Genomic DNA, 13,191 nt, shown 5'->3' on the forward strand with positions numbered 1-13,191 from the left:
TGGCGATGATCCGCCTGATGCTCGTCCGGCTCGCCGGGCAGCCATCACGGTGGAGCCATGAATCCCACCGCAAGACCGCCCGAACCAAGACCATCGAGGACCTCATCGCAGCGTAATCAACCGGCCACCCGACAGGCTCTGAGACCGGACAGTTCGAAGGGCCCTCCGTCGGTGACGGAGGGTCCTTCGGCGTTTCGGCGGCGGGCCGGCCGGCCTCGGCGGCGGACGGCGGTGTCCGCAGCGCCGCCGAGGCCATCGGGGAGCCGGCCGCCGGTGCGACGACGCGCCTCGCGCCGGAGCGGGCGGCGGCCGGGCGCGACACGCCGCAGCCCCGGCGCGGTCGGGCGGGGGCTGCCGGGGCGGTCGGGGTCAGGGCCTGCGGGCCGAGGTCACGCGGTAGACGTCGTAGACGCCCTCCACGCCCCGTACGGCCTTCAGTACGTGTCCGAGGTGCTTCGGGTCACCCATCTCGAAGGTGAACCGCGAGGTGGCCACCCGGTCCCGTGAGGTCTGGACGGCCGCCGACAGGATGTTCACGTGCTGGTCGGACAGGACGCGAGTGACGTCCGAGAGCAGCCGCGACCGGTCGAGGGCCTCGACCTGGATGGCGACCAGGAAGACCGAGGACTGGGTCGGCGCCCATTCGACCTCCAGGATCCGCTCCGGCTGCTGGGACAGCGAGTCCACGTTGACGCAGTCGGCCCGGTGCACGGAGACGCCGCTGCCACGGGTGACGAAGCCGATGATCGGGTCGCCGGGGACGGGCGTGCAGCAGCGGGCCAGTTTGACCCAGACGTCCTCGACGCCCTTGACGACCACACCCGGATCGGCGTTGGAGCGGCGCTTGCCGCGGCTGCGCGAGGGCGGTGAGCTCTCCGCCAGGTCCTCGTTGGCCGCGTCCTCGCCGCCGAGCGCCTGGACCAGCTTCTGCACGACACCCGCGGCCGCGACATGGCCCTCGCCGATCGCCGCGTACAGGGACGAGATGTCCGGGTAGCGCATCTCGTGGGCCAGGGTGACGAGCGAGTCGCCGGTCAGGATCCGCTGGATCGGCAGGTTCTGCTTGCGCATGGCGCGCGCGATGGCGTCCTTGCCCTGCTCGATCGCCTCGTCACGGCGTTCCTTGGAGAACCAGCCGCGGATCTTGTTCCGGGCCCGGGGCGACTTGACGAAGCCCAGCCAGTCCCGGGACGGTCCGGCGCCGGCCGCCTTGGAGGTGAAGACCTCCACCAGATCGCCGTTGTCGAGGGTCGATTCGAGCGGTACGAGCCGCCCGTTGACCCGTGCCCCTATGGTCCGGTGGCCGACCTCCGTGTGCACGGCGTACGCGAAGTCGACCGGGGTCGCGCCCGCGGGCAGCGCTATGACGTCGCCTTTTGGCGTGAAGACGAAGACCTCGTTGCGGGAGAGGTCGAAGCGCAGGGACTCCAGGAACTCGCTGGGGTCCTCGGTCTCCTTCTGCCAGTCGAGGAGCTGGCGCAGCCACGCCATGTCGTTGACGGTGTCCTGGCCGCGGCCGGTGTGCTTGGGTACATCGGTGCGGATCTTGGAGGCGCCGGCGACGGCCTCCTGCTTGTACTTCCAGTGCGCGGCGATGCCGTACTCGGCGCGGCGGTGCATGTCGAACGTACGGATCTGCAGCTCGACGGGCTTGCCACTGGGACCGATCACCGTGGTGTGCAGTGACTGGTACATGTTGAACTTGGGCATCGCGATGTAGTCCTTGAACCGGCCGGGGACCGGATTCCATCGCGCGTGGACGGTGCCGAGAGCCGCGTAGCAGTCACGGACGGTGTCGACGAGGACGCGGATACCCACCAGGTCGTAGATCTCGGCGAAGTCCCGGCCTCGCACGATCATCTTCTGGTAGACGCTGTAGTAGTGCTTCGGCCGGCCGGTGACGGTGGCTTTGATCCGGGCGGCGCGCAGGTCGGCCTGGACCTCGTCGGTCACTATGGCGAGGTATTCGTCGCGCTTGGGGGCCCGCTCGGCAACGAGGCGGACGATCTCGTCGTACATCTTGGGGTAGAGGATCGCGAAGGCGAGGTCCTCCAGCTCCCACTTGATGGTGTTCATGCCCAGGCGGTGTGCCAATGGGGCATAGATCTCAAGCGTCTCGCGGGCCTTCTTCTCCTGCTTCTCCCGCTTGAGGTAGCGCATGGTGCGCATGTTGTGCAGCCGGTCGGCGAGCTTGATGACGAGGACCCTGGGGTCCTTGGCCATGGCGACGACCATCTTGCGTACGGTCTCGGCCTGTGCGGCCTCGCCGAACTTGACCTTGTCCAGCTTGGTGACACCGTCGACAAGCAGGGCGACCTGGTCGCCGAAGTCGCGCCGCAGCGTGTCGAGGCCGTACTCGGTGTCCTCGACCGTGTCGTGCAGCAGTCCGGCCATCAGCGTCGCCGGGTCCATGCCGAGCTCGGCGAGGATAGTCGTGACGGCGAGCGGATGCGTGATGTACGGGTCGCCGCTCTTGCGCTTCTGACCGCGGTGCCAGCGCTCGGCGACCTGGTAGGCGCGCTCGATCTGACGCAGCGTGGACGTCTCGATCTTGGGGTCGTTGCTGCGGACCGCGCGCAGCAGCGGTTCGAGGACCGGGTTGTACGGACTGGAGCGCTGCACACCGAGCCGGGCGAGCCTTGCCCGTACCCGGTTGGAGGAGCCGCTGGAGCGGGCCGGGCCGACCGGGGCCACGGGCTTGGCGGCGGGCTTGGCCGGGGGCTTCGGGGCGACCGGGGGCGGAAAGACGGGGGCCGGCTGGGCCGGGGACACCGGCGCGGCCCCGTTCACGTCGGGGGGAGTCTGCGAGGCGCTGCTCGCCGGTTCGGGAGCCGGGGGCTTCGACTTGTCCTTCGCCGCGGGCTGCTTCTTCCCGGGCGTGGCTGGGACCGCCGCGGGCCTGTCGGGCTGCGGGGCGGCGACTGGCTGGGCCTCGTCTGGCAAGAGCGCTCCTCGTGCGGATCCGGACTCCCGGAAAGGCCATCGTATCGAGACTGCGGCCCGACCTCCCCCGGGGACCGTGGGACCCCTCACAACACGGGACGGGCACCGGGTGTTCCCGGTGCCCGTCCTGTGTGTGCCGGTGTGCCGATGTCCGAAGTGCCGCAGCGGCTGAGCAGCGGCGCGATGCGTGAGGCGGGGCCTGGCCCGGCTCCTTGGGATGTGGGCGTGAATACCGCAGACGCACCATCGGGTGCCCGGAAATTGTTCCGGGCACCCGATGCGTGCGTGACAGTCTCAGACGCGGATGAGCGCCTCCAGCGGAGCACCGGCCAGACCGGGCTCCAGACGGGCCCGGCCGTCGAGGAAGCCGAGCTCCATGAGGACCGCGACACCTGCGACCCGGGCGCCGGCCCGTCGGATCAGCTGCAGCGACGCCTCGGCGGTGCCGCCGGTGGCAAGGACGTCGTCGATGACCATGATCCGGTCGTCGGCGGACAAGTCCTCCGCGTGTATCTCGATCTCCGCGGTGCCGTACTCCAGCTCGTACGCCTGGCTGAGCGTGGCACCGGGCAGCTTCCCCGCCTTGCGGACGGGTACGAAGCCGAGCCCGGCCCGGACCGCGACCGGCGCGGCCAGGATGAAGCCGCGCGCCTCCAGACCGACGACCTTCGTGGCGCCGTGCCGTACGCACAGCTCCGCGAGGGCGTCGGTGAGGGCCGTGAACGCGACCGGGTCCGCGAGCAGCGGGGTGATGTCCTTGAACATCACGCCCGGCTTCGGATAGTCCGCCACGTCACGGATACGGCTGAGCAGCAGTTCTCTGGTGCTCTCGGTGGTGCTGGTCATCGACGATTCCCCGAGGTCCGGCCCTGGCCCCGGTGGGGCTGCTGGCGCTGGCCGACGACCGCGGCTGCGGGCGCGGCGTCTCCGGGGAAGTCATCGTTCGACTGCTCGTCCTCGGCGGACTCGCCCCTGGCGGCGGCTGCCGCGCGCTTGGCGAGGATCCGCTTCTTCAGGGCCTTCATCTGCGGGTCGCCTTCCTTGAGGTCGGCGACGAGCGGGGTGGCGATGAAGATCGAGGAGTACGCACCGGCCGCGAGGCCGACGAAGAGCGCCAGGGAGATGTCGTTCAGCATGCCGGCGCCGAGGACACCGCCACCGATGAAGAGCAGACCGGCGACCGGCAGCAGTGCCACGACGGTGGTGTTGATGGACCGGACCAGCGTGCCATTGATGGAGCGATTGGCGATCTCGCTGTACGTCCACCGGGTCTGCTTGGTGATCCCCTTCGTGCCCTCCTTGAGGCTGTCGAAGACGACGACCGTGTCGTAGAGGGAGTAACCGAGGATGGTCAGCAGACCGATCACGGTACCCGGGGTGACCTCGAAGCCGACCAGGGCATAGACCCCGACCGTGATCGTGATGTCGTGGATCAGTGCGGCCAGGGCCGCGATGGCCATGCGCCACTCGAACGCGATGGCCAGGTAGATCACCACGAGGATCATGAAGACGCCGAGGCCGGTCCAGGCCTTTTTGGCGATCTGCTCACCCCAGCTGGGGCCGACCAGGTCGGCGTTGATCTTCTCCTCGGGGACCTTGAGGTCCTTGGAGAGTTCCACCTTGATCGCGTCGGACTTCGCCAGGTCGACTTCGCTGATCTGAATACGCAGACCGCCGTTGCCGAGCTTCTGGACGATCGCCTGGTGGCCGGAGGCGGAAACCGCGGATTCCTCCGCCTGGGCAACCGTGGCACTGGTCGACGGGGTGGTGAAGACCGCGCCGCCCTTGAACTCGATCCCCATGTTGAGTCCGCTGACCGCCAGGGCGACGACGGCCGTGATGGTGATCAGGATCGAGATGCCGTACCAGATCTTGCGCTTGCCGATGAAGTCGTAACCGACCTCGCCGCGGTAGAGCCGGGCGCCGAGACTGCCGAGTCGCGACATCTCACGCCTCCTTCGGGTCGGTGGGGGCGTTGACACGGCGCGAGCGGCGCAGCGGCGGCTTGGCGCCGAGCCGCCTCGGGTCCAGGCCGGACCACGGGTGACCGCTGGAGAAGAACTTCGTGCGGGCCATCAGCGTCATGACGGGCTTGGTGAAGAGGAACACCACGACCACGTCGAGCAGGGTGGTGAGACCCAGCGTGAAGGCGAAGCCCTTGACCTTGCCGACGGTGACGACGAAGAGCACCGCCGCGGCGAGGAACGACACGAAGTCGGAGACCAGGATGGTGCGACGGGCGCGCGGCCAGGCACGCTCGACGGCCGGACGCAGGGTGCGGCCCTCGCGGATCTCGTCCCGGATGCGTTCGAAGTACACGATGAATGAGTCCGCGGTGATACCGATCGCCACGATGGCACCACAGACCGCGGGGAGGTTCAGCGCGAAGCCGATGGCCGGGCCGAGCAGCGCCATGAGCGTGTAGGTCAGGACCCCGGAGACCATGAGGCTCAGGAGCGCGATGGACGCCAGACCGCGGTAGTAGGCCACCAGGTAGATGACGACCAGGGCCAGACCGATCGCACCGGCGATCAGACCCGCCTGGAGCTGCTCACCGCCGAGCGCCGCGGTGACCGTGGTGACCGTGTCCTCGTGGAAGGTCAGCGGGAGCGCACCGTAGGACAGCACGTTCGCCAGGTCCTGGGCGGACTGCTGGGTGAAGCTGCCGGAGATCTCGGCGTTCGCGCTCAGCGTCGTGCGCACGGAGGGGGCCGAGACGACTTCGCCGTCGAGCACGATGGCGAACTGGTTCTGCGGCTGCTGCTGCTGCGAAAGCCGGCCCGTGATTTTCTGGAACTTCTTGGCACCGCCGTGGGTGAACTCCATCTGAACGATCCACTGACCGTTCTGGTCGATCGCTCCCTTGGCGCTGTCCACGTCCGTACCGGAGACCTCGGCCGGGCCGAGGACGAACTTGGCGTCGCCCTCGGAGCTGCACGCGACCGTGGTGTCGGTGGGCTTCACGTCGGCACCGGCCTTCGCGCGGCCGGCCTTGGTGGAGCAGTCCAGCGCCGCGAACTTCTTCTGCAGCTCGGCGGCGGCCGGGTCGACCGAGGCCGACGGGCTCGCGGACGCCTTCGGCGTGCCGGAGGCGCTGGGGCTGGGCGACGTGTCCTTCGCCAGCGCGCCGGTGACCGCACGGCCCTGGGTGGTGGCGCTCGCCGAGGGAGTGGCCTTGGATCCGGAGGCCGTCTCCTTGTTGCTGGGCGACGCGCTCGGCTTCGGCGAGCCGGAGGCCGAGGGGCTGGCGGTGCCGGTGGGCGTCGCCTTGCCGTCGGTAACGGCGAGCACGGGCCGGAAGTAGAGCTGGGCGGTCGTACCGACCTGTTCCCGAGCCTGCTTCGAGTTCGTTCCCTTGGGGATGTTGACGATGATGTTGTCCCGGCCCTCGGTCTGGACCTCGGCCTCGGAGACACCCAGACCATTGACACGGCGTTCGATGATGCTGACCGCGGTGTCCATGTTGGTCTGGTTGATCGCGTCCGGCTTACCGGGCTGGCTCTGCGCCTTGAGCGTGATCGACGTGCCGCCCGCCAGGTCGATACCCAGCCGTGGCGTGGTATGACCGGACAAGAACATCCCGCCGGTGAGCGCGACCATGGCGATCAGGATCAGAGCCAGGGCGCGCCCCGGCCTGCCCTGACCGCCGGACGGCCCTCGGCCCTTCTTCGGTGCTGCCACCTTCTCGTTTCTCCCTGTCCAACCGCCCCGCGCCGGGTGTGCGCCCGGGCGGCCACGAAGTGTTGTGGGGACCTGCCCCCGCAGAAGATCGCACGGTCCTGGGGATGCCGGACGCCGGTGGGCTCACGGCATCCCCGGGTCGTGAACTACTTCACGTCGGCCTCGCCGTCGGCCTTGCCCTCGGACTTCACGTCGGCCTTGGCGTCCTTCGGCTCGACGTCGTCGGCCTCGGCCTTCTTGCCCAGGTCGATTTTGGCATCGTCCGCGTCGTCCGCGTCGGTGTCGACGTCCGTGTCGGCCTCGACGTGCTCGGTCAGCGACGACGCGTCGTCCGGCACGACCGCGCCGTCGATCTCGTCGTCGTCACCGTGGACGATGCGGTTGTACTCCTCGTCGTCGAGGACGGCACCGATGGCGTTCTTGGCGTAGATGGCGTGGACGCCGGGCGCGACCTCGAGGAGAACCGTGTCGTCGTGAAGCTCCTTGACGGTGGCGTACATGCCCCCGATCGTCCGAACGCCGGTGCCGGGCTGCATCTCGTTGCGCATCTGCGCGGCGGCAGCCTGCTTCTTCTTGGCGGACCGGGTCATCAGGAACATGGCCCCGATGAGCACGATGAAGGGGAGGAGAGTCACGGGATTCACGGGACGATTTTCCTTCGCACGACCGCGCTGGAATGCGGCCTGATCTACGGGGGTGGGTACGCCGCCCTGTACGGGCGGCATCGGCGGAGTCTAAGCGAGTCCGCATCGATGGAACAACGCCCAGCATCGCACCCGGGTTCCAGTCCGGACGAACCTGTGACGCATCACGCCCCGAACAGACCCTGTTGTCCCTTTCCGCCGTGCTGAGGGGGAACGAGACCGAGATGTGCCCAGGCCGCGGGGGTGGCGACCCGGCCCCGCGGCGTCCTGGCCAGGAGTCCTTCCCGTACCAGGAAGGGCTCCGCGACCTCCTCGACCGTCTCGCGTTCCTCCCCCACGGCGACCGCGAGGGTGGACAGACCGACCGGTCCGCCGCCGAAGAGCTTCAGGAGCGCGCCGAGCACCGCCCGGTCCAGCCGGTCGAGACCCCGGCCGTCGACCTCGTACACCCCGAGGGCGGCGGAGGCGACGCCGCGGTCGATCCGGCCGTCCGCCTTGACCTGGGCGTAGTCCCGGACGCGGCGCAGCAGCCGGTTGGCGATACGAGGCGTGCCGCGGGAGCGCCCGGCGATCTCGGCCGCACCCTCGGCGTCTATCGCGACGTCGAGGAGGCGGGCGGAGCGGTGGATGACGCGTTCCAGTTCGGCGGGGGCGTAGAACTCCATGTGTCCGGTGAAGCCGAAGCGGTCGCGCAGCGGGGGCGGCAGGAGTCCGGCCCGGGTGGTGGCGCCGACGAGGGTGAAGGGCGGCAGTTCCAACGGGATGGCGGTCGCGCCGGGGCCCTTGCCGACGATGACGTCGACGCGGAAATCCTCCATCGCCATGTAGAGCATCTCTTCGGCGGGCCGTGACATGCGGTGGATCTCGTCGAGGAAGAGGACCTCGCCCTCCTGGAGGGAGGAGAGGATCGCGGCGAGGTCGCCCGCGTGCTGGATGGCGGGGCCCGAGGTGATCCGGATCGGGGCGCCCATCTCGGCAGCGATGATCATCGAGAGGGTGGTCTTGCCGAGGCCGGGGGCGCCGGAGAGCAGGACGTGGTCGGCGGTGGCGCCGCGGGCCAGGGCGGCTTTCAGGACCAGGTCGAGCTGTTCGCGCACCTTCTCCTGACCGACGAATTCGTCGAGGTCCTTCGGCCGCAGGGCAGCTTCGACCGCCGTGTCCTCGCCGTCCGCGCCGGCGTCGACGAGGCGCTCGTCGGTGTCGGGTCCGGTGTCGTCCCAGTTCATTCGGTCAGTCCCGCCTCGGGTGTTTCGGTGCCGGGCCGTGCGGTGCCCGGGCGTCGGGGGTGTCGCGTCCGGCCGGCGTGGGGTCAGCGTGCGCGGTTGAGGGTTTGCAGAGCGGCCCGCAGCAGCTGCGGCACGGGCGGCTGGGCGCCCTCCGCAAGCGCGGCCTCGGCCTGCGGGGTGACAGCGGTGACCGCCTCGTCGGCCTCACGGGTCGCGTATCCGAGGCCGATCAGGGCGGCCTGCAGCTGGTCGCGCCACGAGGAGGTGACGGCGGTGCCTACGCCCTGGTGGCCGATGTGGGCGCCGACGGGCTCGCCCAGTCTGTCCTTCAGTTCGAGGAGGAGTTTCTGCGCGCCCTTCTTGCCGATGCCGGGTACTGCGGTGAGGGCCTTCTCGTCGCCGGTGGAGACGGCAAGGCGCAGGGCGTCAGGGCTGTGCACGGCGAGCATCGCCTGGGCGAGCCGGGGGCCGACGCCGCTGGCGGTCTGGAGCAGCTCGAAGACCTGCCGCTGGTCGTCGTCGGCGAAGCCGTAGAGGGTGAGCGAGTCCTCCCGTACGACGAGGGAGGTGGCCAGCCTGGCCTCCTGGCCGATCCGCAGGTCGGCGAGGGTGTGGGGGCTGCACTGGACGGCCATGCCGATGCCGCCGACCTCGATCACGGCCGTGGTCGGGGCGAGTGCGGCGACTGGGCCGCTGACGAAGGCGATCATCGGGGGACCTTCCGGACGGGAACTGCGGGTGTACGGGGAACGCGGGGGCCACGGGCGGCGGCCGCGTGCGCCTGCTGGAGGCGGTTGACGGCCGGGCCTCGCCAGATGTGGCAGATGGCGAGGGCCAGGGCGTCCGCGGCGTCGGCGGGCTTCGGCGGTGCGTCGAGCCGAAGCAGCCGGGTGACCATCGCTCCGACCTGTGCCTTGTCGGCGCGGCCGCTGCCGGTGACGGCGGCCTTGACCTCGCTGGGGGTGTGCAGGGCGACGGGGATGCCGCGGCGGGACGCGCAGAGCATGGCGACCGCGCTGGCCTGGGCGGTGCCCATCACCGTACGGACGTTGTGCTGGCTGAACACCCGCTCCACGGCGACGAATTCGGGGCGGTGCTCGTCGAGCCACTCCTCGATGCCGCGCTCGATCGCGACCAGCCGGTGGCCGAGCTCGGCATCGGCGTGGGTGCGGACGACGCCGACCCCGAGCATCGCCAGGGGGCGGCCCGCCACTCCTTCGACGACGCCGACGCCGCACCGGGTCAGTCCCGGGTCCACGCCCAGTACCCGCATGAAGCGCCCCCTCCGCTGATCGGTCAACTGTTCCCGCAGGCTATCGGCTCGCACTGACAACGCGACGGGCCGACGGGGTGTGTCCCCGTCGGCCCGTCGGCTCCGCCCGCGCGGAGAGTGCCCCTGTACAGCGGCCGGACACTGCCCGTCTCCCCCGCTCACGCGGGGAGGCGTCGTCCGCCGTCTCAGGCGTCGACCTTCTCCATGACGTCGTCCGAGACGTCGAAGTTGGCGAAGACGTTCTGCACGTCGTCGCTGTCCTCCAGCGCGTCGATCAGCTTGAAGATCTTGCGCGCGCCCTCTTCGTCCAGGTCGACCTGCATGGTGGGCAGGAAGTTGGCCTCGGCCGAGTCGTAGTCGATACCGGCCTCCTGGAGCGCGGTACGGACCGCGACCATGTCGGTGGCCTCGCTGACGACCTCGTAGGACTCACCGAGGTCGTTGACCTCCTCGGCGCCCGCGTCGAGCACCGCTCCGAGGACGTCGTCCTCGGTGAGCTCGCCCTTGGGGACGATGACGACGCCCTTGCGGTTGAAGAGGTACGAGACCGAACCCGGGTCGGCCATCGAGCCGCCGTTGCGGGTCATCGCGACACGTACGTCGGAGGCGGCACGGTTGCGGTTGTCGGTGAGGCACTCGATGAGCACCGCGACGCCGTTCGGGCCGTAACCCTCGTACATGATCGTCTGATAGTCGACGCCGCCCGCTTCGAGACCGCCACCGCGCTTGACCGCGGAGTCGATGTTCTTGTTCGGGACGGAGCTCTTCTTCGCCTTCTGAATCGCATCGACGAGGGTCGGGTTGCCCTCGGGGTCCACGCCGCCGGTGCGGGCCGCAACCTCGATGTTCTTGATCAGCTTGGCGAAGAGCTTGCCGCGCTTGGCATCAATCACGGCCTTCTTGTGCTTGGTGGTAGCCCACTTAGAGTGGCCGGACATCGCCAGCTCCTTACAACGCGTCGCCAGTAGAAATGAACAACGGAGATCCTACCGGGATCCGTTCACCCCATGGCGCGCACCATGTCGACGAAGAGTGCGTGAACCCGATGGTCACCGGTCAGTTCCGGGTGGAATGACGTCGCCAGGACGTTTCCCTGACGTACGGCGACAATATGGCCGCCGTGCTCGGCGATCACCTCGGCCCGGGCGCCGACCGATTCCACCCAGGGGGCGCGGATGAAGACGCCCTCGACCGGGCCGCCCTCGATCCCGGCGACCTCGACGGCGGCCTCGAAGGACTCGTTCTGCCGCCCGAAGGCGTTACGACGCACGATCATGTCGATGCCGCCGATGGTCTCCTGGCCCGAGCGCGGGTCGAGGATCTTGTCGGCCAGCAGGATCATTCCGGCGCAGGTGCCGTAGACCGGCATGCCGGCGCGGACCCGCTCGCGCAGTGGTTCCAGCATGCCGAACAGGGTCGCGAGCTTGGACATCGTGGTGGATTCGCCGCCGGGTATGACGAGACCGTCGACCTCGGCGAGCTCTTCGGGGCGCCGGACCGGCCTGGCCAGGGCGTCTGCCGAGGCCAGGGCGATCAGGTGCTCCCGTACGTCGCCCTGGAGAGCCAGGACTCCGATCACAGGGGTGTCGCTCATCTGTGACTACCAGCCGCGGTTGGCGTAGCGCTCGGCCTCGGGCAGGGTGTCGCAGTTGATGCCGACCATGGCCTCGCCCAGGTTGCGGGAGGCGTCCGCGATGATCTTCGGGTCGTCGTAGAAGGTGGTGGCCTTCACGATGGCGGCGGCGCGCTTGGCCGGGTCGCCGGACTTGAAGATGCCGGAGCCGACGAAGACGCCCTCGGCGCCGAGCTGGCGCATCAGCGCGGCGTCGGCCGGGGTGGCGACGCCACCGGCGGAGAACAGCACGACGGGCAGCTTGCCGAGCTCGGCGACCTCCTTGACCAGCTCGTACGGGGCGCGAAGCTCCTTGGCGGCGGCGTACAGCTCGTTGTTGTCGTAGCCGCGCAGCCGGGCGATCTCGTTCTTGATCTGGCGCAGGTGGCGGACCGCCTCGACGACGTTGCCGGTGCCGGCCTCGCCCTTGGAGCGGATCATGGCCGCGCCCTCGGCGATGCGGCGCAGCGCCTCGCCCAGGTTGGTGGCGCCACAGACGAACGGCGTGGTGAAGGCGAACTTGTCGCTGTGGTTGACCTCGTCGGCCGGGGTGAGGACCTCGGACTCGTCGATGTAGTCGACACCGAGGGACTGCAGGACCTGCGCCTCGACGAAGTGGCCGATGCGGGACTTCGCCATCACCGGGATGGAGACGGCCTCGATGATCTCTTCGATCATGTTCGGGTCGGACATCCGGGCCACGCCGCCGTCCTTGCGGATGTCGGCGGGCACCCGCTCCAGGGCCATGACGGCCACGGCGCCCGCGTCCTCGGCGATCTTCGCCTGCTCGGCGTTGACGACGTCCATGATCACGCCGCCCTTGAGCTGCTCGGCCATGCCGCGCTTCACGCGGGCGGTGCCGGTAGCCGGGGAGTCGGTGGACTGCGGGGTGCTGGGAAGCGTGGACACGGATCGACCTCACTCGGAGAAAAAGATGCTGAAAGTGCTGGGTGATGCACTGCAGAGCAAACTCTCCGGGACCAGTCCACGACAAGGGCCAATAAGGGGCCGGTGGATCATTTTGGCCGTGTACGGCCGCGTACCGCCTCTTACGGCCCCGTACGGGGCGGGCGGCGGCCGCGTCCGGGTCAGCTGACCGGGCGGTCCGCCAGGGCCACCGGCGGCTCGTCGTCCATCTCGAAGGCCAGCGGGAACGGTGCGTGCCCGGCCAGCCGGAACCAGCGCACCGTGCGGTGGCGGCGCAGCGCCCGCGCCGCGCGCACCGCGTCGTTGTGGAACCGGCGCGCCATCGGCACCCGGCGCACGGCCGCGGCCAGTTCGGACGCCGCCTCCTCACCGCCGGGAATCTCCTTCACCGCCTCCACCTGCGCCGTCTCGCCGAACACCGCCCGCAGCGCGGTGCTGAGCTCGCTCTCCGCCACCTCACGCTGTTCCTCCTCGGACTGCCGGGCGGCGTGCGCGGCCTCGTACAGCACGATGGACGCGGCCGGGTCGAGGACACCGGACGTGGCCAGTTCCTGGGTGACCGAGGCGCGGCGCAGCAGTTGGGCGTCGAGGGCGGCGCGGGCGGCGTCGATCCGCGTGTGCAGCCGGTCCAGCCGTCCGGCGGTCCAGCTGAGGTACAGGCCGATCGCGACGAGCGCGACGGCGATCCAGATGAGGGTTTCGATCACGGGCCGCAAGGCTACCGTCGAGGGCGCCCCGTCCCGTCCTCCGGCCCGCCGTCGTGCCCCCTCGGGAGGGGAGCGCCCGGGCCCGCCTCAGAGCCTGTCGGGTGACCTCTGATCGGGCGGCCACGCCCTGGCACGCACGCTTCCCGCGTTGCCGAAATGCCCTAGTAGCTCCTTCCCC

Annotated in this window: 12 protein-coding genes; all 12 read right to left on the bottom strand. The window is 69.7% G+C overall.

The genetic code is table 11. From position 1 onward, the window contains the following. Positions 1-369: 369 nt before the first annotated feature. A complete protein-coding gene (locus ACGFSA_RS33555) occupies positions 370-2,943 on the bottom strand; it encodes a RelA/SpoT family protein (protein ID WP_393309809.1) in 2,574 nt (857 codons plus the stop codon). A 294-nt stretch (positions 2,944-3,237) separates the two neighbouring features. Next, entirely contained in the window at positions 3,238-3,789 is a 552-nt protein-coding gene (locus ACGFSA_RS33560) for an adenine phosphoribosyltransferase (RefSeq protein WP_393309810.1), read from the bottom strand. After that, complete coding sequence (gene secF / locus ACGFSA_RS33565; protein ID WP_393309811.1) at positions 3,786-4,889, bottom strand: protein translocase subunit SecF; 1,104 nt, start codon at positions 4,887-4,889, stop codon at positions 3,786-3,788. The genes ACGFSA_RS33560 and secF overlap by 4 nt, the downstream gene beginning before the upstream one ends. A 1-nt stretch (position 4,890) precedes the next feature. Then, positions 4,891-6,624 carry a protein translocase subunit SecD gene (secD, locus tag ACGFSA_RS33570; RefSeq protein ID WP_393309812.1) on the bottom strand — a complete coding sequence of 578 codons (1,734 nt, stop codon included), beginning with the start codon at positions 6,622-6,624 and terminating at the stop codon, positions 4,891-4,893. Positions 6,625-6,770: 146 nt separating this feature from the next. Beyond that, the gene (yajC, locus tag ACGFSA_RS33575; protein ID WP_393309814.1) at positions 6,771-7,268 is read right to left on the bottom strand and encodes a preprotein translocase subunit YajC; all 498 of its coding nucleotides are present in this window, start codon (positions 7,266-7,268) and stop codon (positions 6,771-6,773) included. A 164-nt stretch (positions 7,269-7,432) separates the two neighbouring features. Further along, positions 7,433-8,494 carry a Holliday junction branch migration DNA helicase RuvB gene (gene ruvB / locus ACGFSA_RS33580; protein ID WP_366692786.1) on the bottom strand — a complete coding sequence of 354 codons (1,062 nt, stop codon included), beginning with the start codon at positions 8,492-8,494 and terminating at the stop codon, positions 7,433-7,435. An 83-nt stretch (positions 8,495-8,577) separates the two neighbouring features. Then, positions 8,578-9,204, bottom strand: a complete 627-nt coding sequence (gene ruvA / locus ACGFSA_RS33585) for a Holliday junction branch migration protein RuvA (RefSeq protein WP_393309816.1) — start codon at positions 9,202-9,204, stop codon at positions 8,578-8,580. Further along, positions 9,201-9,767 carry a crossover junction endodeoxyribonuclease RuvC gene (ruvC, locus tag ACGFSA_RS33590; protein ID WP_393309817.1) on the bottom strand — a complete coding sequence of 189 codons (567 nt, stop codon included), beginning with the start codon at positions 9,765-9,767 and terminating at the stop codon, positions 9,201-9,203. Before ruvC ends, ruvA begins: the two co-directional genes overlap by 4 nt. A 185-nt stretch (positions 9,768-9,952) precedes the next feature. Beyond that, the gene (locus tag ACGFSA_RS33595; RefSeq protein WP_393309819.1) at positions 9,953-10,705 is read right to left on the bottom strand and encodes a YebC/PmpR family DNA-binding transcriptional regulator; all 753 of its coding nucleotides are present in this window, start codon (positions 10,703-10,705) and stop codon (positions 9,953-9,955) included. A 62-nt stretch (positions 10,706-10,767) separates the two neighbouring features. Then, positions 10,768-11,361 (bottom strand): pyridoxal 5'-phosphate synthase glutaminase subunit PdxT, encoded by a 594-nt coding sequence (gene pdxT, locus ACGFSA_RS33600; RefSeq protein WP_393309820.1) that lies wholly within the window; start codon positions 11,359-11,361, stop codon positions 10,768-10,770. Positions 11,362-11,367: 6 nt separating this feature from the next. Then, positions 11,368-12,288 (bottom strand): pyridoxal 5'-phosphate synthase lyase subunit PdxS, encoded by a 921-nt coding sequence (gene pdxS / locus ACGFSA_RS33605; protein WP_393309822.1) that lies wholly within the window; start codon positions 12,286-12,288, stop codon positions 11,368-11,370. A 179-nt stretch (positions 12,289-12,467) separates the two neighbouring features. Further along, a complete protein-coding gene (locus tag ACGFSA_RS33610; protein WP_358860771.1) occupies positions 12,468-13,013 on the bottom strand; it encodes a hypothetical protein in 546 nt (181 codons plus the stop codon). Positions 13,014-13,191: the final 178 nt, after the last annotated feature.

This window comes from Streptomyces sp. NPDC048496, assembly GCF_043200055.1.
In the GTDB taxonomy this organism is placed as follows: domain Bacteria; phylum Actinomycetota; class Actinomycetes; order Streptomycetales; family Streptomycetaceae; genus Streptomyces.